The sequence below is a fragment of the Phyllobacterium sp. CCNWLW183 genome (genome assembly GCF_037203775.1).
GTDB lineage: Bacteria > Pseudomonadota > Alphaproteobacteria > Rhizobiales > Rhizobiaceae > Phyllobacterium > Phyllobacterium ifriqiyense.
Map to the genome: position 1 here is coordinate 43,715 of NZ_JBBCBN010000006.1, position 20,263 is coordinate 63,977.

Consider the following 20,263-nt stretch of genomic DNA (forward strand, 5'->3'; position numbering starts at 1 on the left):
ATGTGGTATTTTGCCTGGCTTTTGGGATTGCCATTTGCGGCAGCTTTCGCCGTATTGAATGCAATGTGGTACGAGCTTGTCGATGACGACAAATCCCGCATTAACATTGAGAATTCAGACGCACACTCATCTGGTTTGCGAGAGAAAGACCGATATTTACTGTAGTAAATTGTCGGCCTTTTTGTTGCCGGCGGCGTCTGTTCGCCGTTGGCGACGGAAAAGAATGCCTATGCCATCAGACTAATCATCTTGCTGTCGTGTGCGAATCGGAGCCTAATAGCGGTTAGAGAGACAATTGTTCTCAAAAAGCGCTATTAGAGGTTTCGGTTCCGATGAATGTCGCAGTGCCTCTGCCCAAGTTCGAGTTCGATGAAAAGATACTTGATCAGGGTGCAGAGATCTCACACCGGTTGAACCAGCTCCGGATGGAAAAATTTCCACCGGATGCCAGGAGGACTTTGCGCCAATTTTCGATGGCGGAAGTAGCGCATTATCTGGGCGTGACACAGAACAATCTCAAGCGCCTTCATCTTGAGGGCAAAGGCCCTGTGCCTGCTCAGCTATCGTCCGGGCGTCGTTTCTACACCGCCGATCAAATGCTCGACTTACGCCATTATCTTGACCGCAATGGACGGACCGGGTTTAAAAAATACGTTCCGCATCGCAGAGCCGGTGACAAGCTGCAGGTCATCGCCGTGGTCAACTTCAAGGGTGGATCGGGCAAGACAACGACAGCTGCCCATCTGTCCCAGTATCTGGCGTTGACCGGGCATCGCGTGCTTGCAGTAGATCTCGATCCCCAGGCTTCTCTCTCTGCCCTGCACGGCTTCCAGCCGGAGCTGGATCGCAACTTGTCGCTCTATGAGGCCATTCGTTACGACGAAGAGCGCAAACCCCTATCCCACATTATCCTGCCCACCAATTTCCCTGGACTCGATATCATTCCGGCAAATCTTGAATTGCAGGAATATGAGTATGATACGCCGCTGGCCATGCAGGATAGATCCTCGCGTGAAGGACGCCAGTTTTTTACCCGCATTGCTGCGGCCCTGGAGGAGGTTGACGCCCGCTATGACGTCGTCATCATCGATTGCCCGCCGCAGCTTGGCTATCTGACGCTGACTGCGATGTCGGCTGCAACGTCCGTTTTGATAACGGTTCATCCTCAAATGTTGGACCTGATGTCAATGTCGCAGTTTCTCCTGATGCTCGGCGGCATTTTGAAGACCGTCAAGCAGGCCGGCGCAAAAGTCGAACTGGACTGGTTCCGTTATCTGATTACCCGTTATGAGCCGTCAGATATACCCCAGGCACAAATGGTCGGCTTCATGCAGTCTATGCTTGCGGAAGAAATCCTTGCCAGTCCCATGTTGAAATCGACAGCGGTTTCAGATGCAGGTCTGACGAAGCAGACCCTGTACGAAGTCGAGAAAACCAGTTTCACCCGGTCAACCTATGAACGGGCAATTGAATCGCTGGACGCAGTCAATTCCGAAATTGCCGCCTTGGTCCATCGTGCGTGGGGACGTAAATAATGCAGAAATTTACTGCGGTAAAAACCGACGTCTTAGGTACAGACGGACAGCTGTTTGCGAGGCAGGCAGATGGCTCGTAAAGACATTTTCCGTAGCGTCATGAACCTCACGCCAGCCAGCGACGATCGCAATGATGCCGTCTCCTATGCCGCCAGCGGCGCATCGCGCTCTATAAAAAGCTCTTTCGAAGAACTGGCAAAAGGCAGTGTCGTCAATCTTGATCCGGATGTTCTCGATGGATCTTTCGTAACTGACCGGATCAATGACGATGACGACGCGCTTCGCGACCTTGTGGCGGCGATAAGAGAAAGAGGGCAAGATACGCCAATCCTCGTGCGTCCGCATCCAACGGTTTCCGGGCGCTACCAGATTGTTTTTGGTCATCGCCGGGCCAAAGCTGCGCGTGTGCTTGGACGGCCTGTTCGTGCCATCGTCAAGCCGCTTGCCGATCAAGACCATGTCATCGCCCAGGGACAGGAAAACGCTGCGCGTTCAAATCTGTCCTTTATTGAACGCACATTGTTTGCCAAGCGGCTGGCCGATCTGGGCTACGATCAGACAGTTGTGAAATCAGCACTTGCGCTCGATGCAACGACTTTCTCCAAAATGCTGACCGTATCAGGCTCGGTTCCAGAAAATATGATCCTGGCCATCGGTGCAGCCAAGGCAACGGGCAGGGACCGCTGGTGGCAACTCTCCAAGTTTTTGCAAATTCCAGGAAGCATTGAGAAAGCTTACACGGTTCTTTCCGGTGCCGAAGCAAAGTCCGCCGATGGCGATACGCGCTTCAACATGGTTTTCAATGCACTCAGCAAAGCCACGGGGCCTGTGAAGAAAAAAACATCGACTGCGCAAACCTGGCAATCGACTGACAAATCCATCAAGGTTGATATGACGAACAGCGGGCGAGCATTCACCCTGGCACTAAAAGCCAAGAATGCCTCACGCTTCGGTGCATATCTTGCCGATAACCTCGAAGAGCTCTACCGGGCCTTCAAGGAATCGGAAACTGTAGCAAAAACAGGAGATTAACCCGCAAAAGAAAAAAGCTCCCGAACGTTGCCGTCGCGGAAGCCCTTCTCATGTCTAGCAACTAGAGAATCGCATTTCCTCGAATCACTGTCAAGACTTTTTGGCGCCGTTTAAGCGAGTGGATTTCTTTTGCCTTGAAGAAGGTAAAAGACAATGCAGACCGGACATGCAGTAACGACGCCTTTCGGGCGGCGATCGCTGTCGCTTGGCATGTTGGCCACGCAAGCCCTGGCTCAGGACGTTGGTTGCGAAGCATCAATCGATAAATGGAAGATGTTTCGCAACCTGTGTGAAGCGCGGCAAAGCCTTGGCCTATCAGATCGGGCGCTGGTTGTGCTCAACGCCTTGCTGACATTCTATCCGCAAACCGAATTGAAAGAAGAGCGCGGCTTGGTGGTTTTCCCGTCAAATGCGCAGCTCTCACTTCGCGCCCATGGGATGGCACCCGCAACACTGCGCCGGCACCTGAGCGCTCTGGTTGATGCCGGGCTTATATTCCGCAAAGACAGCCCAAATGGCAAACGCTACCTGCGTAAAACCCGGGCTGGCGAGAACGGAGAGGCATTTGGCTTCTCATTGGCACCATTGTTGGTGCGTTCAACCGAGCTGGAAGCACTTGCCAACCAGGCAAAGACGGAGAGATTGCAGTTAAAGCTTTTGAAAGAACGTATAACCTTACTACGCCGCAACATCGCCAAGCTCGTAGAACTCGGCATGGAAGAACTGCCGCAGCTTGACTGGAACAGCCATTATGGACGGTTCAGGATGGTTATAGAAGGCATTTCCAGGCGGTCGACTGCACCGGATCTAGAGCCGGCGATTGACGGACTGGAATGCATTGAAGCCGAAATACTCAGCCTGTTGGAAAACAAGGTAAATTCCCAAAAAACAAGCGCCAATGAATCTCATTTTGAGCGTCACAAACATAATTCAAATACACAACATCAACTTGAATCTGAACCTGGCTCAGAAAATAGACCAGAGGAGAAATCCGAACCAGATTGGAGGAGCGCCGAGATTAGCGCAGGGGTGAATCTGCGAGCAATATCTGGTGTACCGGAACGCGTGAACACGCAAATTGGTCAGGACATGAAGCCGGTCCCGCTCGGCCTGGTTCGGCAAGCCTGCCCGGAGATTGAAGCCTACGCCACAAATGGAATTACAACATGGTCCGATTTAATGGGGGCTGCTGTCGTGGTACGGTCGATGTTGGGCGTCAGTCCGTCGGCCTATGAAGAAGCTTGCGATATTTTGGGTCAGGAAAATGCAGCGGTTGTCGTGGCTTGTATTTTGGAGCGCGCAGCACAAATCACTTCGGCCGGAGGATATCTGAGATCCCTTACGGACAGAGCTTTCAAAGGAGAATTCTCGGTTTGGCCGATGCTGTTGGCTCAATTGAGAGCTCAGGGCACGCACTTGAATTTGGCGGCGAATCTATAGCTGAGAAACCCGTGTGCATATGTGTCGAGTGACACGATATTTGGCCTCGCATAGTATAACCCATTGAGAATCATGGGGTCAAATTTTGCCAGTTCCAGTTAAATTGCCTTTTTTGCCACGATATTTTACCCGTCATACTCTTAAGTGTCGCAAGTCTTGGGATTTTTGCGACAGACGATCGCGTATGAGGCTCAATGAAGTATCAGAAGTTTTTCATACCATCCGGCGAGGCTGGGGTCAGCTTAGAAGTCGTTGCAGCCAAGCCTCAACATGACGGTCCATATCCGTCGATCATTTTCAACCATGGCTCTACCGGGCGAGGGAAATCGGGTGGAATCTACGGAGAAGGGCTTGCTCTCGATGGCTCCGGCTATTCCTGCAATGCTGAGGTTGCGATTGCTGGCTTCTAGCGGGCGATAGAGGATGTGGATGCAGTCGTGCGGCATCTGCGCGAGCGGCCTGACGTGGATCAGGATCAACTTGCTATCGGGGGTGCTTCTCGCGGCGGCATCTTGGCGATAGCACATGCGGGGATGCGGCCGAATACATTTCGAGGTGCGGTCAATTTCAACGGCGGCTGGCTTGGCAGAGGTTGCTCCAGCCATGAAACCGTCAATCCGCTAATCTTCGAACGTGGTGCACCTAGCGGAATTTCGACGCTTTGGCTGCACGGTAGTTATGACCAGTACTACCGGATCGGGCACTGTAGAGGGAATTTCGAAAGGTTTCTGTCAACCGGAGGTCAAGGGAGGTTTTTTGCTGCCCCCATGGGCCATGCTCTGATGTTCAAACCTGCGCTATGGAAAGATCACCTCGATCAATACATCGCCGACATTACTATGTCGCGAAAAGCCTGAAACCTGCACCACGTCCGCAGCGGCCCGGCATCCTGGCCGCGCCGTGTCGCAAAAGTCAGTCGCGCAAGTCTGACTTTCGCACGCGACTTTTGCGACAGATATTTCCCTGAAAAATCAGCACCGGCGATTTTGTCGCAAAACTTAGGAGTTGTGCGACGCGTCAAGGTCAAGCGTGCACATTCTTAGTCGTCACTCGTTTGAAGCTGCAAAGTGGCGGCACCTTCAATGAGTTTTGCGACAATTTCTCTTCGCTCCATGTCCGTCATCGGTAGCGCAATCGGTATCTGCGGGCCGTAAATTGGCGAGTGGATGGTGGGCGATCCCACCAACTTCTCACCAACAAGGATATCTATCTTCTTGCCGACATGTCGCTCGGTGAAGTCGGCGAGATCGCGGCTGCTTTTTTCTGTAATGTAAAGGACAAGCTGTCCCGTCTGCCGGTCCGTAACACCGGTAATCGCGCCGCTTTCAACTTTTAGGTTGAGCGTTTCGGCCAATGCCGGCGACACCAGCATATTCGCCACGTAGATCACCATGGCACGTTTCTTTAGCACCATCTCAAACACCTTGCCTCACTTAAGCAGATCGATCCTTGTCGCGAAAGTCCCACCAGCTGCGACAAACATATGTGACGTAACACGTCTCAGGAATTGCGCGGCGGGTTTCAAATCTGGATATTAAGCGTGCGTTTCAAACTCTCTCGGCGTGGCGTATGCCAATAGTTATGGCCATTTTGCTCATCGTCGTCGAAAAGCGCAGCAACGAACGCACCGAAGGACGATGCCTGAGGGCATAGATAGTTGTTTTCGGCGCTTCCCCAGCTCGCCCAATTTCGCACCCAGCTATAGACCGCCCCAAAATCTTCGGGACGTAATGAAAGAACAATTTCGAGCAAGCCGGGATCAGCTCCGATTGAAAGACACCCATCGGGCAATCGGTTTTCTAGTTCATGGCTCGACTCCACAGTCCGGCACCATGAATAGAGAGGGTCGACAAAATGCTCGGTCGGATTCGGGCTCCCTTCCTCGGGGATGAGTGAGGTATGTCTGAACATATTGGGATAAGGGCGGCCGCCATTGAAGTTGACCAAGAAGGCGCGATAGTCGGATGGCAACGCGTAACCCGCCGATTGTTCCCAACTAGAGATCGCCGACGCAATGGGTTCTCCCGCCTCCCAACCCTCGCCGACAGGGCTGATAAATCTGTTCACGGCATCACGCCTTTCGCAAAAATCCCGCAGACCACCTCAAAACTCCATCAGAGATTCCGAACGTTGTACTAGCATGGTAGACTTTGCCATGGCGCGTCTTTCAGGAACAGACCGTTGGCAATATGATTATGTGTAGCTGCTTGTCCTCGAAATTTGGCATGCGCGCAATGATGACGGAAAGGATTGACTTAAATGTTTAATTTTAGAAATGATGTGTTTCAATTAAACGTTGTCCTTTCTGCCATTCTACTAGTCTCTTCCTCCAACGGTCATGCCGATAACGCACATCTGATGAAATCAGATGTCACCATTTATCTCGACGGGTTGCTACTTAATCGCGGCGGAACTGTTTTCGTGGTGCCAAGAGAAATTCCGGTCGATGAGTGGGAACCACAGCCTGACCAGCCCAACCCATCTCGATCCGATTCGCGATTGGATGTTCGAAAGCCGATATCGGAACGTGACAGGCGACTTTCCGTTTTGGCATTCGGGCAAGTCAGTATTGTGCGCTTCGATTATCCAGCTGGAGGAAGCTACGATTTTCGTTTCCTTCCATCCCTCGAGAGTGGGATACCCCCTGAAAAACAGGGATCGGCACTTGTCGAAGCTGGAAATACTTATGACTACCATCCGAAAACGCGCGAAGAAATGTTTGTACCGGTTGTCCAGGTGTTCAGCATCCTTGGGCCCGACGCCGATGAGTCGGAGTCCCGCTCGCTGGGATCTGAAGTAAAACTGGGTTATCTGGAAGAGCGTTACAACTGCAAAGAATTTGAGGGCTCTCTTTCTTGCGTTGTGCGGGAGCGTAAGTAATGGGCAGGCTTGCCTTGTCGCGCAGTTCCTAAAATTTCGGGATTTTGCGACGAAGGCAGGCAGATCCAACGAGCGGATAACGATGAGCCATAAATTCGATCCCAGACGGACGTCGCCGCCAGCCGATTCCTTGATCGTGGTCAGTTCTGAGGTTTCTCGCTCATCTGCGAAGGCGAGGCCATTTATCAGCTAGACTGGAGCGGTGTGTGCCAGATTGCTGCCTATACGCGCTACGCGATCTGAAGCCTGAGCTTTGTCTGGCATTTGCGTTCTTGCACCGTCAAAAGGATCAAGTCGTTGTTAAGGCTTCCTGTGGGCTGCCATGGGGATTGCTGGCGGAATTGGCGCACTTCTCGCAGGACACCTGCGAACGACCGATCGAGAGCGTCACATTATGGCTATCGGAATGGTAATTACGGCCTTGGCGGCATGGCCCGTGGCAGCTGAGTTTGGGTTTGGCGGGCTGGCGATCGGCCTTATGCTTGCCGGCGTCATGTCCGGCCCGATCGATGTTGCTCTTCTGACGCTTCGGCAGCATCGAACCGATCCCCAACAGCTCGGCCGCGTCATGTCGATTTCGATGAGCCTGAATCTGGCCGGTTTCTCTCTTGGTTCCGCCTTGGCCGGCATGGTGATCACGTCATCACTGTCCACGACATTCATTCTGGCAGGCATCGCCTCTGTCGTTGCGGCCGTCGCGACGATATCGATCCCCTCCGACACCAAGGCGGTTGCCTGATCAAGCGTTGTTCAGCGGGAAGCCAACGCGATGCCCTCACAATGTCGTTCCATAACGCCCGCTCCCCAATCCATGATAGCGGGCAAACTCCTGCAGCCTGCAGCGCGCAGAGCCTCAATATCAAAGGCGCTGGGAAGCGGTGAGGTTACTATTCTTCTGTCTACTGCGGTGCCGGTCTGACTACAGCGCTCTCTTGTTCAACGATGCGGATCGGCACGCCCAAGGCATCCGAAAGGGCGACTTCGCTGCCAGGGACAATCTCACTTCCAATGTCCACCGTCAAAACAAGATTGCCGGTGCGCTCATCGACGTACCCGCCGTAGCCGGCGGGGAGAAAGCGCGCGATCGTCTCGCGCTTATCAAAGGCGGCCCGCAATTGATCAACGGTATGTGTCGCCCCCCCCTGGACTTCGACGCGCACCCGGTCCTCTCCCAACTGGTATTGAAGCGTGCCGGCGTCCCGGTCGCCGGTCAGTCTCACGACGACATGGAAATCGGGCTCGCGCTCGATGTAGATTCCGGCGATGCGGTCAATAAACCGTTCCTTGGGTAGCGATCGCGCCGCCTTCTCGGCAAAGGCTGGAACGGAAAGACCCACAATCAACAAGCTGGTGGTGACAATCTTCAAAGCTACTTCCTCGTGGTGCGACGGAATGTATGTTGTTCGCCCAAGAGTCATGCGACAGCCTCAACCAGCATTATAATAGGCGATAGTTGATACGAAGGCTGCCATTTCGCTCTAAAATATTACCGACAATCGCGCCTGAAGACATGTGCAGTGCGGCTGAAACCATTGAGAAACGTCAGCAATCCTGACCCAAGGGCAACATAGTGGCCAAAAAGGCCAAATATCGTGTCATTTTACAATATGCCAGCAAGGGCCGATAGCGAAATGAAATGTTCATGAGCGTCAAAAATGGCAAGACCTTCGCAGCTTGCGCCCGATTTTATCGCGTCCTGCAAACTTTCAACGAAGGCAAAATGCAGTGTTTTGCGTGACAAATTCAAACAGGCATGACGCAGGGCAGCGCTCAGCTTGACCTGCTCTTGCGTGGCCTAAAGCCTGTTCTCAGCTGAGAACGAATTACCAGCTGAGAACGACTTTGCCGGAGCTGCCCGAGCGCATGGCATCAAATCCGGTTTGAAAATCATCAATCGGGAGCCGGTGTGTGATGATCGGTGTAAGATCCAGTCCACCCTGTACAAAGGCAATCATCTTGTACCAGGTTTCGAACATCTCACGTCCATAGATGCCTTTAAGATTGAGCATCTTGAAAATCACTTTGTTCCAGTCGATCTCAAATCCGGTGGGAGCAATGCCAAGAATGGCGATCTTCCCGCCATTGTTCATCTTGTCAATCATGTCTCGGAATGCCACCGCTGCACCAGACATTTCGAGACCGACATCAAAGCCTTCAGTCATTCCGATCTCTTGCATCACATCGGCGAGATTTTGTGTGGAAGCATCGACAACGTAGTCAATTCCCAACTTGGTGGCGAGCGCCAGCCGCGAAGGATTGATATCTGTAATGACGACTTTGCGAGCGCCAGATCGTTTTGCGACGAGCGCTCCCATAATGCCGATGGGACCAGCGCCGGTGACAAGCACGTCTTCGCCAACAAGGTCGAAACTCAAAGCAGTGTGAACCGCATTGCCGAAAGGATCAAAAATGGCAGCGATTTCGTCAGGCACGTCATCAGGTATTGGAACAACATTGTACTCGGGAATACAGACATACTCACCAAATGAGCCGGGGCGGTGAACGCCAACGCCAAGCGTATTGCGACACAGGTGACCACGACCGGCACGGCAGTTGCGGCAGACGCCACAAACAATATGGCCTTCGCCTGATACCCGTTGCCCAACTTTGTACTTGGTTACGGCAGAACCGACATCAGCGATTTCGCCGCAAAACTCGTGACCGACAACCATAGGTACGGGAATTGTCGCTTGCGCCCATTGATCCCAATTATAAATGTGAACGTCTGTGCCGCAAATGGCGGATTTCTTGACCTTGATAAGAACGTCATTCGGTCCCGGTTCAGGTACCGGCACACGCTCCATCCAAATCCCCGGCTCTGCCTTGGCCTTCACCAGTGCTTTCATCATGTTTGACATGTTCATTTTGCTCCAATGACGCCGAGCTCGCGCCCAACTTCTGCAAAGACTTCGATAACACGCGCTACATCCTCACTCGTATGTGCCGCAGACATCTGGGTACGGATACGCGCCTGGCCTTTTGGCACAACAGGAAATGCAAAGCCGACGACATATACGCCCTTCTCCAGCATCCGTGCTGCCATTTCCTGAGCCAGTGTCGCTTCACCCAGCATGACCGGTATGATGGCGTGGTCCGCGCCTGCGAGCTTGAAACCGAGTTTGCTCATGTCGCGACGGAAATGTGCGGCGTTCGCATTAAGCCGGTTACGGAGTTCAGAGCCCTGTTCGATAAGATCGAATACCTTGAGCGATGCAGCGGCGATAACCGGCGCGAGCGTATTGGAAAAAAGATAGGGGCGCGAGCGCTGGCGTAGCCAGTCGATCACTTCGGCCTTGCCGGATGTGTAGCCGCCGGACGCACCGCCAAGAGCCTTGCCGAGCGTGCCGGTGATAATATCAACCCTGCCCTCGACTCCACAATGTTCTGCGGAGCCACGGCCATACTTGCCAACGAAACCGACCGCATGGCTGTCGTCGACCATAACCATTGCACCGTACTTTTCGGCAAGATCGCAAACGCCTTGCAGATTGGCAATGATCCCGTCCATGGAGAACACGCCGTCGGTCGCAATCATCTTGAAGCGGCTTCCCTCAGCCTTTTTCAGTTCTTCTTCCAGCGCAGCCATATCATTATTGGCATAACGGAAGCGTTTGGCCTTCGACAAACGCACCCCGTCGATAATCGAGGCATGGTTGAGCGCATCGGAAATGATCGCATCTTCTTCACCGAGCAGGGTTTCAAACAGGCCGCCATTTGCGTCGAAACAGCTGGAATAAAGAATGGTGTCCTCAAGACCAAGAAATCTCGAGATGCGGGCTTCAAGCTGTTTGTGTTCTTCTTGCGTGCCGCAGATAAACCTGACCGAAGCCATACCGTAGCCGTAGCGGTCAAGAGCGGCTTTCCCCGCTTCAGCAAGTTCGTCATTATCGGCAAGACCGAGGTAATTATTCGCGCAAAAATTGAGGACCTTGGCGCCGGACGCGATCTCTATCTGTCCTGCTTGCTTGGACGTGATGACGCGCTCGGATTTGTAGAGCCCTGACGTCTTCAGTCCCTCGATTTCGTTGATTAGGTGATCGATAAATGGATTGGCCATGACGGATCCTGCTCTGGGCTGGTGTTGTCAGTTCATCTCACGATCAGACAAATGTCTCAAGCCCTCGCATGAAACCTGCGGAAAACCGCACGATAAGGAACCGTTACTCGGTCTTTCTGGCAATATTTCTTATGAAACGCTCTCGGCTCCGGCAATTTGTTGAATTGTTCTTAGGCAACTTGAACAATGTGCCCGGTGGAAACTTCCTTATATTGTCTCACCGGCGTGACAAAATCGGGTGTGCGCACAGGGCTTTTAATTTCGTCATTGGAAACCGGTCGTTTTATGCCGCGCCGGGAAGGATCTGGCACCGGCACAGCCGATATGAGCTTCTTCGTGTAGGGGTGCTGGGGATTTTCGAAGATTGCCGAACGTGGTCCGATTTCAACGATTTCTCCAAGATACATAACAGCAATGCGATGGCTGACGCGCTCGACGACAGCTATATCGTGTGAGATGAAAAGATAGGCAAGGTTGAGACTGGATTGCAGGTCGAGCAGGAGATTAATCACCTGCGCTTTGATGGAAACATCCAGTGCAGAAACGGATTCATCTGCCACAATAATCCGGGGATCGAGAGCCAGGGCGCGCGCAATGCACACGCGCTGGCGCTGACCGCCGGAGAATTCATGCGGGTAGCGTGCCGCCATATCGGCATTCAGGCCAACCCGCTCCAAAAGATCCGCAACCCTGTCGCGGGCCTGTGCGCGCGTTCCAAGTTTATGCTCGAGATAGGGTTCAGCGATCGCTGCGCCGACTGTCATACGCGGATTGAGACTAGCGAACGGGTCCTGAAAGATCATCTGCATGGTGCGTCGCATATCGCGAAGCTGTTTTGGTTCCATCATCAAGACATCTTTGCCGTTAAGAAGCACCTCGCCCGATTGCGGCTGTACAAGCCGCATGATGGAACGACCCGTTGTCGACTTTCCGCAGCCAGATTCGCCGACCAAGGACAGTGTTTCACCAGGTTGCAGGCTGAAGGACAGGTTTTCCACCGCATGAACCCTGCCCTCCAACTGGCCGAACATGCCGGAATGAATGTTGAAGCGCGTCGTGAGATTGCGGACTTCAAGTAATGGCGGCTTTTCGGTCTGGACCGTGTCCGCGGCCTCGACAGGCGTATCTGACGTGCCCGTATTTCGGTCTACAACTGGAAACCGCAGCGGGCGCTCGCGGCCCTGCATAGAGCCAAGGATGGGCACCGCCGACAGCAATGAGCGGGTATAAGGGTGCCGTGGCCGGGCAAAAATGTCTTCAGTAGGTCCCGTTTCAACCGCTTCGCCATTGTACATAACCACCGTGCGGTCAGCAATTTCGGCAACGACACCCATATCATGGGTGATGAAGAGGACCGAAGCGCCTTCCTCATCCTGCAAAAGCTTTATCAGATCCAGAATCTGGCCTTGAATCGTAACGTCGAGCGCCGTGGTCGGTTCGTCGGCAATGAGGAGTTTCGGTTTGCTGGCAAGCGCCATGGCGATCATCACGCGTTGACGCATGCCACCGGAAAAACGATGCGGATACTCGTTGAACCGCGATTTTGCTGCCGGGATACGGACTTTTTCCAACAGTCGGATCGTCTCGGCCCGTGCATCGGCCCGAGACATATCGTGATGGCAAAGCAGGGCCTCGCTGATCTGCTGGCCGATGGTAAACAGCGGGTTGAGACTAGTCATCGGCTCCTGGAAGATCATTGCGACATCGTTGCCCCGGACCGAGCGCATCTGGCTTTCAGGCAAGCTAAGTATGTCCTTACCATCAAGCAATATCCTGCCTTCGATGCGACTTTTGTCTTTCTGCAGAAGCCGCATAATCGACAGGGAGGTGACGCTTTTACCGGAACCGGATTCACCAACAATGGCAACTGTTTCGCCGGGGGCGACATCGAATGAAACATTGCGCACCACGGGCCGCCATTTGCCGTCAGCCAGAAATGACGTTGTCAGGTTCGAAACTGACAAGACAGGGGAAACGGATTTATCCATGGATTGGTCCTTTCAGATGTGCGATCAATCGGGCCAGCGCATCAAGGCATCAATGCGCGCCTGATATCGCTCCTCATAAGGCGAGGAGATAATCTGGTTGGAAGCGCGGGCCTTGGCCAACTCTTCCTCAAGACGGCTTGCGACGATTGTCTCTTCACCAGGATGCAGATTGCATGGGTCCAGATAAAAATAGCCATGTTCCGCCTCATGATCACGCACGATGACCGGGCGTGATCCTGCTGCCAGTGCATCAGCAAAATCCCAGGCAGTTATATGGGCTTCGTGTGCATTGATGGTTACCCGGAGCCGATCAAGGGGGTTGTGCGTCGGATCCGCTTCGATCTCGGCAGTGACACCCGGTTTACCGGTCAGTGTCTGCTTCCATAGGTGGAGATAGCCCGTTTCCCGCTCACGAGTACCGATATGGTCACGCTTTTCCCATGCTTCCAGTGCCGCAATCGTACCAAGAATACTCTCCTTGCCGATCTTCATGCCGCGTCCAATGCCGCGATTTTGCAGGAAGGCATCGCGTACAAGCTGCTTCTTTCCGGCAACAATACCGCCTGTTGGACCGCCAAGGAACTTGTGCGACGAATAGAGTGCAATGTCTGCGCCCTGTTCAAGGAATATCTTGAAATCATATTCCGAGGCCGCATCAACAATAACTGGAACACTGCGAGCATGGCAAACTTCGGCAAATTGCTTCAGGGCAATCAGACCATACTGGACCGTATGGTGGGACACGACAAAAACGGCAGCAGCGGTGCGCTCGTTGATCGCCCCATCCAGGTGATAAGGGTAGCACGAGGTTGCCTGACCAATCAGGACTGCCTTGGCACCAGCTAAACGAATGCCCTGATCGACAGGCGCACCATAGCTGACAACGTGACCGGTTTGAATAATCACTTCGTTCTTGAGGCCAGTGGCATCCGGCAACCGTTCAATGGCGGCCAGATCATTGCCCGTGATGGCTGCCGCTACCGCAAGCGTAATTCCTGCAGAGCATGAGGCCGTTACAAAGCCCGCTTCTCCGCCGGTCAGACGGGCAATAACGGGGCTGGCAAGTTTGTGCAGATCATTGATTTCCACAAACTGTGGAAGTATGGCGGTCATCGCTGCCACCGCTTCAGGCACAACAATCGATGCGCCCAATGCCGTCATTGTTCCCGAAACATTGATTACCGGTCGCAACCCTCGCGATGCGCGAATGTCAGTCATAGTATTCTCCTTGCATTCCATTTTCTTGGCATATATGCCGCTATAATGTAATAAGAGTGGTGTAACCCAAACCAACCAGCAGGAGCTGCGAACGTGACCGCCAAAATATCAGACATGGACACATCCGGCGGTTACGAGAAGGCAGAGTCGACCGGAAAACGCTCGCGCGTCAGCGGTATGGACCGCGCGTTGCAGGTGCTTGACTATCTTTACGAGACGGGTTCTCCAGCAGGCATTTATGCTATCGCCAAAGCTATCGGCGCTCCGCTTTCGACCGTCTATGTGATAATCGACGATTTGGTTGAAAAGAATATGCTTTCGCGCAACAGCGACAGCACTGTCTGGCTGGGGGCTCGCCTTTATCATTATGGCCTTGCCTATGCGCGGTCTTTGGATTTCCTGAATGTGGCAAATCATGAAATGCATAATCTGAGCCGCATATCCGGCGAGACTGTTCAGGTATGCGGACGCGATGGCGACCATATGATGGTGCTGGCCATGGCAGATGGTCCTGGTCATTTCCAGGTGACATCCCGCGTCGGCACGCGTGTTCCGCTGAATTGGACCGCTTCGGGGCGTCTGCTTGTCGGGCACCTTCCGGAAAAAGAACGGCTGGATCTTTTCGAGCACTGTGCAAAATCTTCTCCCACCGGACGTGCAGTCATTGATCCCTCGGCCCTGTCGGCGGCGGCCGGAGAAGCTTTGAAGGCTCGCATTTCCATTCAGGCGGGTGAATCCGACTATGCAGTGGCCTGTGTTGCTTCGCCGATCTGCGATGATAAAGGTGTATGCATCGCGACTATTTCCATAGTCCTTGCAGAACAGAAAATTGCGGACAACCCGGACCGCTACGCCAGTGAGGTCAAAGCCTCTGCGGACCGTATCGAAACCATTATGGGTTGGCGTAGTCATTCCTGATTCCTAATCCTTCAAGGCGATGATCGCCTCGATCTCGACTGTGATATTGCCTGGAAGTGACCCGAAGCCGACCGCAGAGCGGGCGTGATTGCCTGCTTCGCCAAAAACACTGATCAGCAAGTCCGAGCAGCCATTGATAACAAGGGGATGGTCGGCAAAGTCCGAAACGGCATTGACCATTCCAAGCAGTTTCACGACGCGCTTGACCCTGTTCAGATCCCCGAGTGCTGATTGCATGACGGCCAGGAGATTGATGGCCGTCAGTCGTGCATGTTGGTATGCATCTTCAACGCCGACATCGCCGCCGACTTTTCCCGTATGCATGAAACCGTCGGCCTCACGCGGTCCTTGCCCTGACAGATAGAGCAGATTGCCTTCCTGAATGTGGGTGACAAAATTTGCTATCGGGTTTGGCGCCGGGGGCAACGTAATTCCAAGCGCCCTTAACCGCTCATAGGGCAAGGTTTCGCTCTGTAGTGTTGTAGGGGTACTGTGACTCAAGACGAAATCCTAACGGTACGAATAGGGCGCAATGGCGCCGGAGGTCTCCGGCACGACTGGCTGATAACGGCTGGCCGCAATCGTCTCGGTGCCCAGAACAACCATACGTGGTTCGAATAATTTGCTGAGGTTGGCCTCATAGCCCATGGAGTCGATGACCTTGAGGTCTGAATCGGCAAGATCAAAGATCGTAAAATCTGCGCGCTTGCCAACAGACAAGAGATTGTCCGTCGGCAGACCTATGGCAGAGGCCGGCGAGAGCGTGACCGCCTCGACCACCTTATCAAAAGGCATGCCCACACTCAGCAATTTGGACATGGTTGTGCCAAGGTCCCATACCGAAAAGTTCAGGCTGCGCAAGTGAATGTCGGTTGATATGGAAAAAGGCAAAAGTCCGCGCTGAATGGCAACTTCCGCGACGCGGAACGAGAATGAGGCACCGCCATGGCCGATATCGAGACGAATGCCCTCGCCTGCGCAACGTTCAGCCAACTCAAACAAATCATCGTCTTCAATAATGCTGCTGCCAACCTTGCCGTTGAAGCAATGGGTGATGATATCGCCTGGCCCCAAGATCTCCAGAACCTCCTCATATAGAGCTGGAGGCTCGCCGACATGAACCATCATGGGAATTTTAAGGATCTTGGCGATTTTCTTGCCAAGTTTTACCGGAGTAACGCCCCATGACCCGGTGATGACATGGCTTGCGCGCACTTTCAGACCCACGATGTGATCGCGGTTTTCATTGACGCATGCAACGGTCCGGTCAATATCAATGGAGCGAATATCGCTCAGCTCGCTGACGCGGTTACAGGCTACGAGGCCTATTGAGCCCAGATTGAGAAATGCCTTGATCCGTTCCTTTGCCGGATCGATGATATATTCGCGGAAGCCATGAAAGTTGGCTTCGCCTGCTGAGCCTGCATCCACAATCGTCGTAACGCCACGTTCAACGCCGCATACTTGCGGCCGAACGGAGATATCGGTGCCGCCATGCCATATATGCGCATGCAGATCGACCCAGCCTGGAGAAATCCACGATCCTTTGGCGTCGACCCGTTGCACGTCGCCGGTAACGCTCAGCGAAGAACCAAACTGCGCAATATTTCCATCAGCGTCGATCAAGATATCGATTTTCGTTGCGGGGGTATTGGGGCCGAATGCTACCGGATTTACGTTGGTCAGAAGCAAGCGCCCTTCCCTTTGAGATGAAGCAGCGGTTGCAAAAGTGGCAGGCATGATCACAGATCCTTTCTGAGACGGGGGTCTAACAGGTCGCGAAAGCCATCGCCGACCATTTGCAGGGAGAGAACGGCAAGCACGATCGCAATACCGGGAAACAAAGTCATCCAGTCTGCGGTGCCGATATATTGGCGTCCTGACGCGATCATCGTTCCCCAAGTGGGTACTTCGGGGCTGACGCCAAGACCGAGGAATGACAAGCCGGCTTCCGCCAGCATCGCATTGGCAAAAAGGAAGGTTCCCTGAACGAGGATCGGAGACAGAAGATTTCGCAATATATGTCGCGTCATGATGTGCCACTTGGAGATACCGAGCGATGTCGCAGCTTCCACATAGGGCAATTCACGGATGACAAGTGTCGACGCCCGCACAACACGTGCCAATCGTGGTGCATAAACAATACTTAGCGCCACAATCACGGTTGTCAGTGATGGCCCGAGCGCGGCAACAAGCGCAATGGCGAGCAGAATATCGGGAAACGCCATCATGGCGTCGATAAGCCGGGTGATCGGCGCGTCGAGCCTTTGGAAGAAGCCAGCCAGAATACCCAATGTCACGCCTATAACTGAGGCAAGGACAACTACTGCGAAGCCTACGAGGAGTGATAGCCGTGCGGAAAAAATTGTGCGGGAGAAGACATCACGCCCAAACTCGTCGGTGCCAAAGAACCATCTGGCGTCCGGTGGTTTTAGCCGGTTAACGATTGAGAGCTTGTTAGGCGCATAGGGCGTTATCAAAGGCGCAAAGATCGCCAGCGTTACGAAAACTGCAAGGACAATCAGGCCAAAAAGTACGGTCTTTCGCTTGATCAGCACATGGAAGAATTTGGAGCGCTCGCTTTGCGGCGCGGTCGAGACAATATCGGTCATCAGTAACGCACCCTTGGATCAACGACGAGGTAGAGCATGTCGATAGCGAAATTAATGAGCACGTAGAGTGCCGCGATAATAAGCAACGCACCCTGGATGACGGGATAGTCGCGGCGCAAAACCGCGGATACAACCAGGCTGCCGACCCCGGGAAGACCAAAAACCGTCTCTGTAACGACCGCGCCGGAAATCAGGACGGCAGCGGTCAGGCCAATGACGGTGAGGATGGGGATCAATGCATTTTTGAAGGCATGCTTCAGAACCACCCGGCGCTCATCGACGCCCTTGGCGCGCGCTGTGCGGATATAATCATCGCCAAGTACGTCTAGCATGGAGGCTCGTGTAAAACGCATGATCAGTGCGGACGAGACGATGCCCAATGCAAAGGCCGGCAGCACAAGATATTCAAGCCGTTCGAGCAGCGATGTGCCGGGCCCCCCATAGCCGGAAACAGGAAACAGGCCGAAGCGCACAGCAAAAACCTGCATTAATATGAGGCCAAGCCAAAAGCTTGGGATGCTTGCCGCAAGCATGGCAAGGGCTGTTGCAGCCTGATCAAACACCGAGCCACGGCGATAGGCAGCGTAAATTCCAATCGGTATCGCAATGATACTTGCGATCAGTAGCGAGAATATGGTCAGGAAGAAGGTGGGTTCTGCACGTTGTACAAGCGCTTCAAGTACTGGCTGATTAAGGAAAATCGACTGACCGAGATCTCCCTTCAGCAAATTGCCGATGAAGTAGAAGTACTGCAACAAGATCGATTGATCGAGCCCAAGCTGTTGCCGCAAGGCAGCGATATCAGCGGCCGTGGCCTCCGGCCCGAGCATGACAGCCGCCGGATCGCCGGGTGTAACACGCACGATGACAAATACAATCGTCACCACCAGAAACATGACGATGATCATACCGATAAAGCGTTGGATAATATAGCGAAGCATCAGGCGTCCTGTCAGAAGGAACAAAATCCGGTTTGGCAGCGGAAGGACGTTCGTTCCGCTGCCATTGAAGTCTTACAGGTCCTACTGTTTGAGCGAGACGTTCCAGAAATAGGGCCACGGCGCTGGTGTGAAGCCTTCCAGCTTCGGTGATTTTGCTGAGAGCGCGTTGAAATCACCGATCTTGATGATCGGTACTTCGGCGTAGATCACCTTCTGCACCTCTGCCCAAAGAGCCACACGTTTTGCCGGGTCCACTTCGGAATTGAATGCATCCACTGCGACTTTACGCGCAGGCGTATCCCAATTGCCTGGTGCGCTTGTTGACATAGCACCAATGAGCGCAGGTTCTGGCAAGAACGGACTATGGCTGATGTAAATATCCCAGAGCTTCGGGTCAGCTCGCCGCTGTGTCAGTGTCGCCCAATCGACAACCTGCATATCCACTGTAAAGCCCGCAGCTTTCAGATATTCGGCGGCAACTTGCGCCATTTTATAATGGAACTCATACTGACGACTGGTAAGAATGCGGATCGGTTCACCGTTATATCCGGCCTTTTTCATCAGTTCCGCAGCTTTTTCCGGATCAGCAACATTATAGGCGCCTTCCGTTCCTGCATCTGTTTTCCAGCTGTAGCCATCAGGGTAAAGTGAAGCATCCAGAGAATAGAAATCGGTACTTCCAAAGGCCGCGGCCAGCATGTCTTCCATGCTCAGGGAGTCACGGATAGCCAGGCGGATATCCTGATTTTTGGTGATGCCTGCGCTTGTATTCATGACAAAAACTGGCCAGCCAAAAGGTTTCAGCAGCACGGCTTCAGTCGTTTTTTGATCTTTCAATCGGGCATAGGCTTCAACCGGAAGACTGTCGACATAATCGAACTGGCCAGCGACGGCACCTTCGACGCGCGTATTGGCATCTGGAACGGGTACGAAACGAATTTCGTCGAGATATTGATGACGCGCGCCGCCATAGCCGGTTTCTTCGCCTTCAGGCGACTTGTAATCATCAAAGCGTGACAGCTGGATATATTGATCAGCTTTGCGCTCTTTAAGCTTGTAGGGTCCGGTACCAACAGGTTCGGTCATCGGGCTTTGCTGTTTTTCGCTCGGGAGGATGATCGCGGCTGCATTGTTGAATGCCAGCAGCGAGAGAAGCGGCGCATGAGGCGCATTGAGTGTTATTCTGACAGTGGCCGGATCAACAACGTCAATTGACGTGATCAAGGAGGCGACCTGTTTTCCGCGGGACGCGATTTGGGTCCACCGCTTTAACGAGGCTACGACATCGGTGGCATCCATGTCTGTTCCGTCGTGGAACTTAACTCCGGTGCGCAGCTTAATTGTGTAGACTTTGCCGTCTGGCGATACTTCGGGCAGGCTTGCCGCCAGCAATGGCGTGGCGTTCCAGTTTTTGTCAAACGTATAGAGCGTTTCGAAGATGTGCTGCGAAACAATGCCGACCAGATCCGCCGTTGATGCCATTGCATCCAGCGTTGGCGGTTCGCCGATCGTGGCGACGTTGATCACGCCGCCTTTGGTCTGGGCAAAAGCAGATGGGCTCAGTGCAATCAATGCGGAACCGAGAAGCAGTACTAGCTTTAATGGTTTCATGGTCATTCCCCTATTATTCTATTATTATGGA

The 20,263-nt window shown here is 53.3% G+C and carries 20 protein-coding genes and 1 pseudogene; 9 read left to right on the forward strand and 12 right to left on the reverse strand.

All coding sequences use genetic code 11. From position 1 onward, the window contains the following. The 6 genes and pseudogenes from cydX to V9K95_RS14425 form a co-directional block, all read left to right on the forward strand. Positions 1-99: pseudogene (cydX, locus tag V9K95_RS14400) on the forward strand (cytochrome bd-I oxidase subunit CydX); the annotation flags it as partial. Between the two features lie 233 nt (positions 100-332). Beyond that, positions 333-1,535 carry a plasmid partitioning protein RepA gene (repA, locus tag V9K95_RS14405; RefSeq protein ID WP_336441274.1) on the forward strand — a complete coding sequence of 401 codons (1,203 nt, stop codon included), beginning with the start codon at positions 333-335 and terminating at the stop codon, positions 1,533-1,535. Positions 1,536-1,604: 69 nt separating this feature from the next. After that, positions 1,605-2,567: a plasmid partitioning protein RepB gene (gene repB, locus V9K95_RS14410; RefSeq protein WP_336441273.1), complete on the forward strand. Its 963-nt coding sequence runs from the start codon at positions 1,605-1,607 to the stop codon at positions 2,565-2,567. 153 nt (positions 2,568-2,720) lie between these two features. Then, positions 2,721-4,007 (forward strand): plasmid replication protein RepC, encoded by a 1,287-nt coding sequence (gene repC / locus V9K95_RS14415; RefSeq protein WP_336441272.1) that lies wholly within the window; start codon positions 2,721-2,723, stop codon positions 4,005-4,007. A 194-nt stretch (positions 4,008-4,201) separates the two neighbouring features. Then, a complete protein-coding gene (locus V9K95_RS14420; protein WP_336441271.1) occupies positions 4,202-4,417 on the forward strand; it encodes a hypothetical protein in 216 nt (71 codons plus the stop codon). Positions 4,418-4,432: 15 nt separating this feature from the next. Beyond that, entirely contained in the window at positions 4,433-4,864 is a 432-nt protein-coding gene (locus V9K95_RS14425) for a prolyl oligopeptidase family serine peptidase (RefSeq protein ID WP_336441270.1), read from the forward strand. A gap of 182 nt (positions 4,865-5,046) precedes the next feature. On the opposite strand, the gene V9K95_RS14430 is transcribed toward V9K95_RS14425, so the two are convergent. Both V9K95_RS14430 and V9K95_RS14435 read right to left on the reverse strand, forming a co-directional pair. Continuing rightward, the gene (locus tag V9K95_RS14430) at positions 5,047-5,421 is read right to left on the reverse strand and encodes a hypothetical protein (RefSeq protein WP_336441269.1); all 375 of its coding nucleotides are present in this window, start codon (positions 5,419-5,421) and stop codon (positions 5,047-5,049) included. A gap of 107 nt (positions 5,422-5,528) precedes the next feature. After that, positions 5,529-6,074 carry an SMI1/KNR4 family protein gene (locus tag V9K95_RS14435; protein ID WP_336441268.1) on the reverse strand — a complete coding sequence of 182 codons (546 nt, stop codon included), beginning with the start codon at positions 6,072-6,074 and terminating at the stop codon, positions 5,529-5,531. A 192-nt stretch (positions 6,075-6,266) separates the two neighbouring features. On the opposite strand from V9K95_RS14435, the gene V9K95_RS14440 reads away from it, so the two are divergent. Continuing rightward, entirely contained in the window at positions 6,267-6,887 is a 621-nt protein-coding gene (locus V9K95_RS14440; protein ID WP_336441267.1) for a hypothetical protein, read from the forward strand. Between the two features lie 310 nt (positions 6,888-7,197). Beyond that, positions 7,198-7,626, forward strand: a complete 429-nt coding sequence (locus V9K95_RS14445) for an MFS transporter (protein WP_336441324.1) — start codon at positions 7,198-7,200, stop codon at positions 7,624-7,626. Between the two features lie 160 nt (positions 7,627-7,786). On the opposite strand, the gene V9K95_RS14450 is transcribed toward V9K95_RS14445, so the two are convergent. The 5 genes from V9K95_RS14450 to V9K95_RS14470 all read right to left on the reverse strand — a co-directional run bounded on the left by V9K95_RS14450 (position 7,787) and on the right by V9K95_RS14470 (position 14,150). After that, positions 7,787-8,254 (reverse strand): hypothetical protein, encoded by a 468-nt coding sequence (locus V9K95_RS14450; protein WP_336441266.1) that lies wholly within the window; start codon positions 8,252-8,254, stop codon positions 7,787-7,789. A 456-nt stretch (positions 8,255-8,710) separates the two neighbouring features. Beyond that, the gene (gene tdh, locus V9K95_RS14455; RefSeq protein ID WP_115054023.1) at positions 8,711-9,745 is read right to left on the reverse strand and encodes an L-threonine 3-dehydrogenase; all 1,035 of its coding nucleotides are present in this window, start codon (positions 9,743-9,745) and stop codon (positions 8,711-8,713) included. A 2-nt stretch (positions 9,746-9,747) separates the two neighbouring features. Further along, positions 9,748-10,944, reverse strand: a complete 1,197-nt coding sequence (locus V9K95_RS14460) for a glycine C-acetyltransferase (RefSeq protein ID WP_336441265.1) — start codon at positions 10,942-10,944, stop codon at positions 9,748-9,750. A gap of 170 nt (positions 10,945-11,114) precedes the next feature. After that, positions 11,115-12,932 (reverse strand): ABC transporter ATP-binding protein, encoded by a 1,818-nt coding sequence (locus tag V9K95_RS14465; protein ID WP_336441264.1) that lies wholly within the window; start codon positions 12,930-12,932, stop codon positions 11,115-11,117. A 24-nt stretch (positions 12,933-12,956) separates the two neighbouring features. Then, positions 12,957-14,150 (reverse strand): aminotransferase class V-fold PLP-dependent enzyme, encoded by a 1,194-nt coding sequence (locus tag V9K95_RS14470; RefSeq protein WP_336441263.1) that lies wholly within the window; start codon positions 14,148-14,150, stop codon positions 12,957-12,959. A 114-nt stretch (positions 14,151-14,264) separates the two neighbouring features. Here V9K95_RS14470 and V9K95_RS14475 point away from each other — a divergent pair, with 114 nt between their 5' ends. Beyond that, positions 14,265-15,068, forward strand: a complete 804-nt coding sequence (locus V9K95_RS14475) for an IclR family transcriptional regulator (protein ID WP_115054019.1) — start codon at positions 14,265-14,267, stop codon at positions 15,066-15,068. A 3-nt stretch (positions 15,069-15,071) separates the two neighbouring features. Here V9K95_RS14475 and V9K95_RS14480 read toward each other — a convergent pair whose 3' ends face one another. The 5 genes from V9K95_RS14480 to V9K95_RS14500 form a co-directional block, all read right to left on the reverse strand. After that, positions 15,072-15,569: an Atu1372/SO_1960 family protein gene (locus tag V9K95_RS14480; RefSeq protein WP_115054018.1), complete on the reverse strand. Its 498-nt coding sequence runs from the start codon at positions 15,567-15,569 to the stop codon at positions 15,072-15,074. Between the two features lie 9 nt (positions 15,570-15,578). After that, positions 15,579-16,808: an amidohydrolase/deacetylase family metallohydrolase gene (locus tag V9K95_RS14485; RefSeq protein WP_336441262.1), complete on the reverse strand. Its 1,230-nt coding sequence runs from the start codon at positions 16,806-16,808 to the stop codon at positions 15,579-15,581. Between the two features lie 2 nt (positions 16,809-16,810). Next, a complete protein-coding gene (locus tag V9K95_RS14490; protein ID WP_336441261.1) occupies positions 16,811-17,680 on the reverse strand; it encodes an ABC transporter permease in 870 nt (289 codons plus the stop codon). Beyond that, the gene (locus tag V9K95_RS14495) at positions 17,680-18,621 is read right to left on the reverse strand and encodes an ABC transporter permease subunit (protein WP_162802566.1); all 942 of its coding nucleotides are present in this window, start codon (positions 18,619-18,621) and stop codon (positions 17,680-17,682) included. The genes V9K95_RS14490 and V9K95_RS14495 overlap by 1 nt, the downstream gene beginning before the upstream one ends. Before the next feature lie 81 nt (positions 18,622-18,702). Further along, positions 18,703-20,232, reverse strand: a complete 1,530-nt coding sequence (locus V9K95_RS14500) for an ABC transporter substrate-binding protein (protein WP_336441260.1) — start codon at positions 20,230-20,232, stop codon at positions 18,703-18,705. Positions 20,233-20,263 lie beyond the last annotated feature (31 nt).

Excerpts from the sequence above, each read along its gene's own strand:
- V9K95_RS14465 (WP_336441264.1), bottom strand. The coding sequence starts at position 12,932 with ATGGATAAATCCGTTTCCCCTGTCTTGTCAGTTTCGAACCTGACAACG.
- V9K95_RS14500 (WP_336441260.1), bottom strand. The coding sequence starts at position 20,232 with ATGAAACCATTAAAGCTAGTACTGCTTCTCGGTTCCGCATTGATTGCA.
- V9K95_RS14440 (WP_336441267.1), top strand. The coding sequence starts at position 6,267 with ATGTTTAATTTTAGAAATGATGTGTTTCAATTAAACGTTGTCCTTTCT.
- V9K95_RS14470 (WP_336441263.1), bottom strand. The coding sequence starts at position 14,150 with ATGACTGACATTCGCGCATCGCGAGGGTTGCGACCGGTAATCAATGTT.
- repA (WP_336441274.1), top strand. The coding sequence starts at position 333 with ATGAATGTCGCAGTGCCTCTGCCCAAGTTCGAGTTCGATGAAAAGATA.
- V9K95_RS14490 (WP_336441261.1), bottom strand. The coding sequence starts at position 17,680 with ATGACCGATATTGTCTCGACCGCGCCGCAAAGCGAGCGCTCCAAATTC.
- repC (WP_336441272.1), top strand. The coding sequence starts at position 2,721 with ATGCAGACCGGACATGCAGTAACGACGCCTTTCGGGCGGCGATCGCTG.
- tdh (WP_115054023.1), bottom strand. The coding sequence starts at position 9,745 with ATGTCAAACATGATGAAAGCACTGGTGAAGGCCAAGGCAGAGCCGGGG.
- repB (WP_336441273.1), top strand. The coding sequence starts at position 1,605 with ATGGCTCGTAAAGACATTTTCCGTAGCGTCATGAACCTCACGCCAGCC.
- V9K95_RS14460 (WP_336441265.1), bottom strand. The coding sequence starts at position 10,944 with ATGGCCAATCCATTTATCGATCACCTAATCAACGAAATCGAGGGACTG.
- V9K95_RS14430 (WP_336441269.1), bottom strand. The coding sequence starts at position 5,421 with ATGGTGCTAAAGAAACGTGCCATGGTGATCTACGTGGCGAATATGCTG.
- V9K95_RS14485 (WP_336441262.1), bottom strand. The coding sequence starts at position 16,808 with ATGCCTGCCACTTTTGCAACCGCTGCTTCATCTCAAAGGGAAGGGCGC.
- V9K95_RS14495 (WP_162802566.1), bottom strand. The coding sequence starts at position 18,621 with ATGCTTCGCTATATTATCCAACGCTTTATCGGTATGATCATCGTCATG.
- V9K95_RS14420 (WP_336441271.1), top strand. The coding sequence starts at position 4,202 with ATGAAGTATCAGAAGTTTTTCATACCATCCGGCGAGGCTGGGGTCAGC.
- V9K95_RS14475 (WP_115054019.1), top strand. The coding sequence starts at position 14,265 with ATGGACACATCCGGCGGTTACGAGAAGGCAGAGTCGACCGGAAAACGC.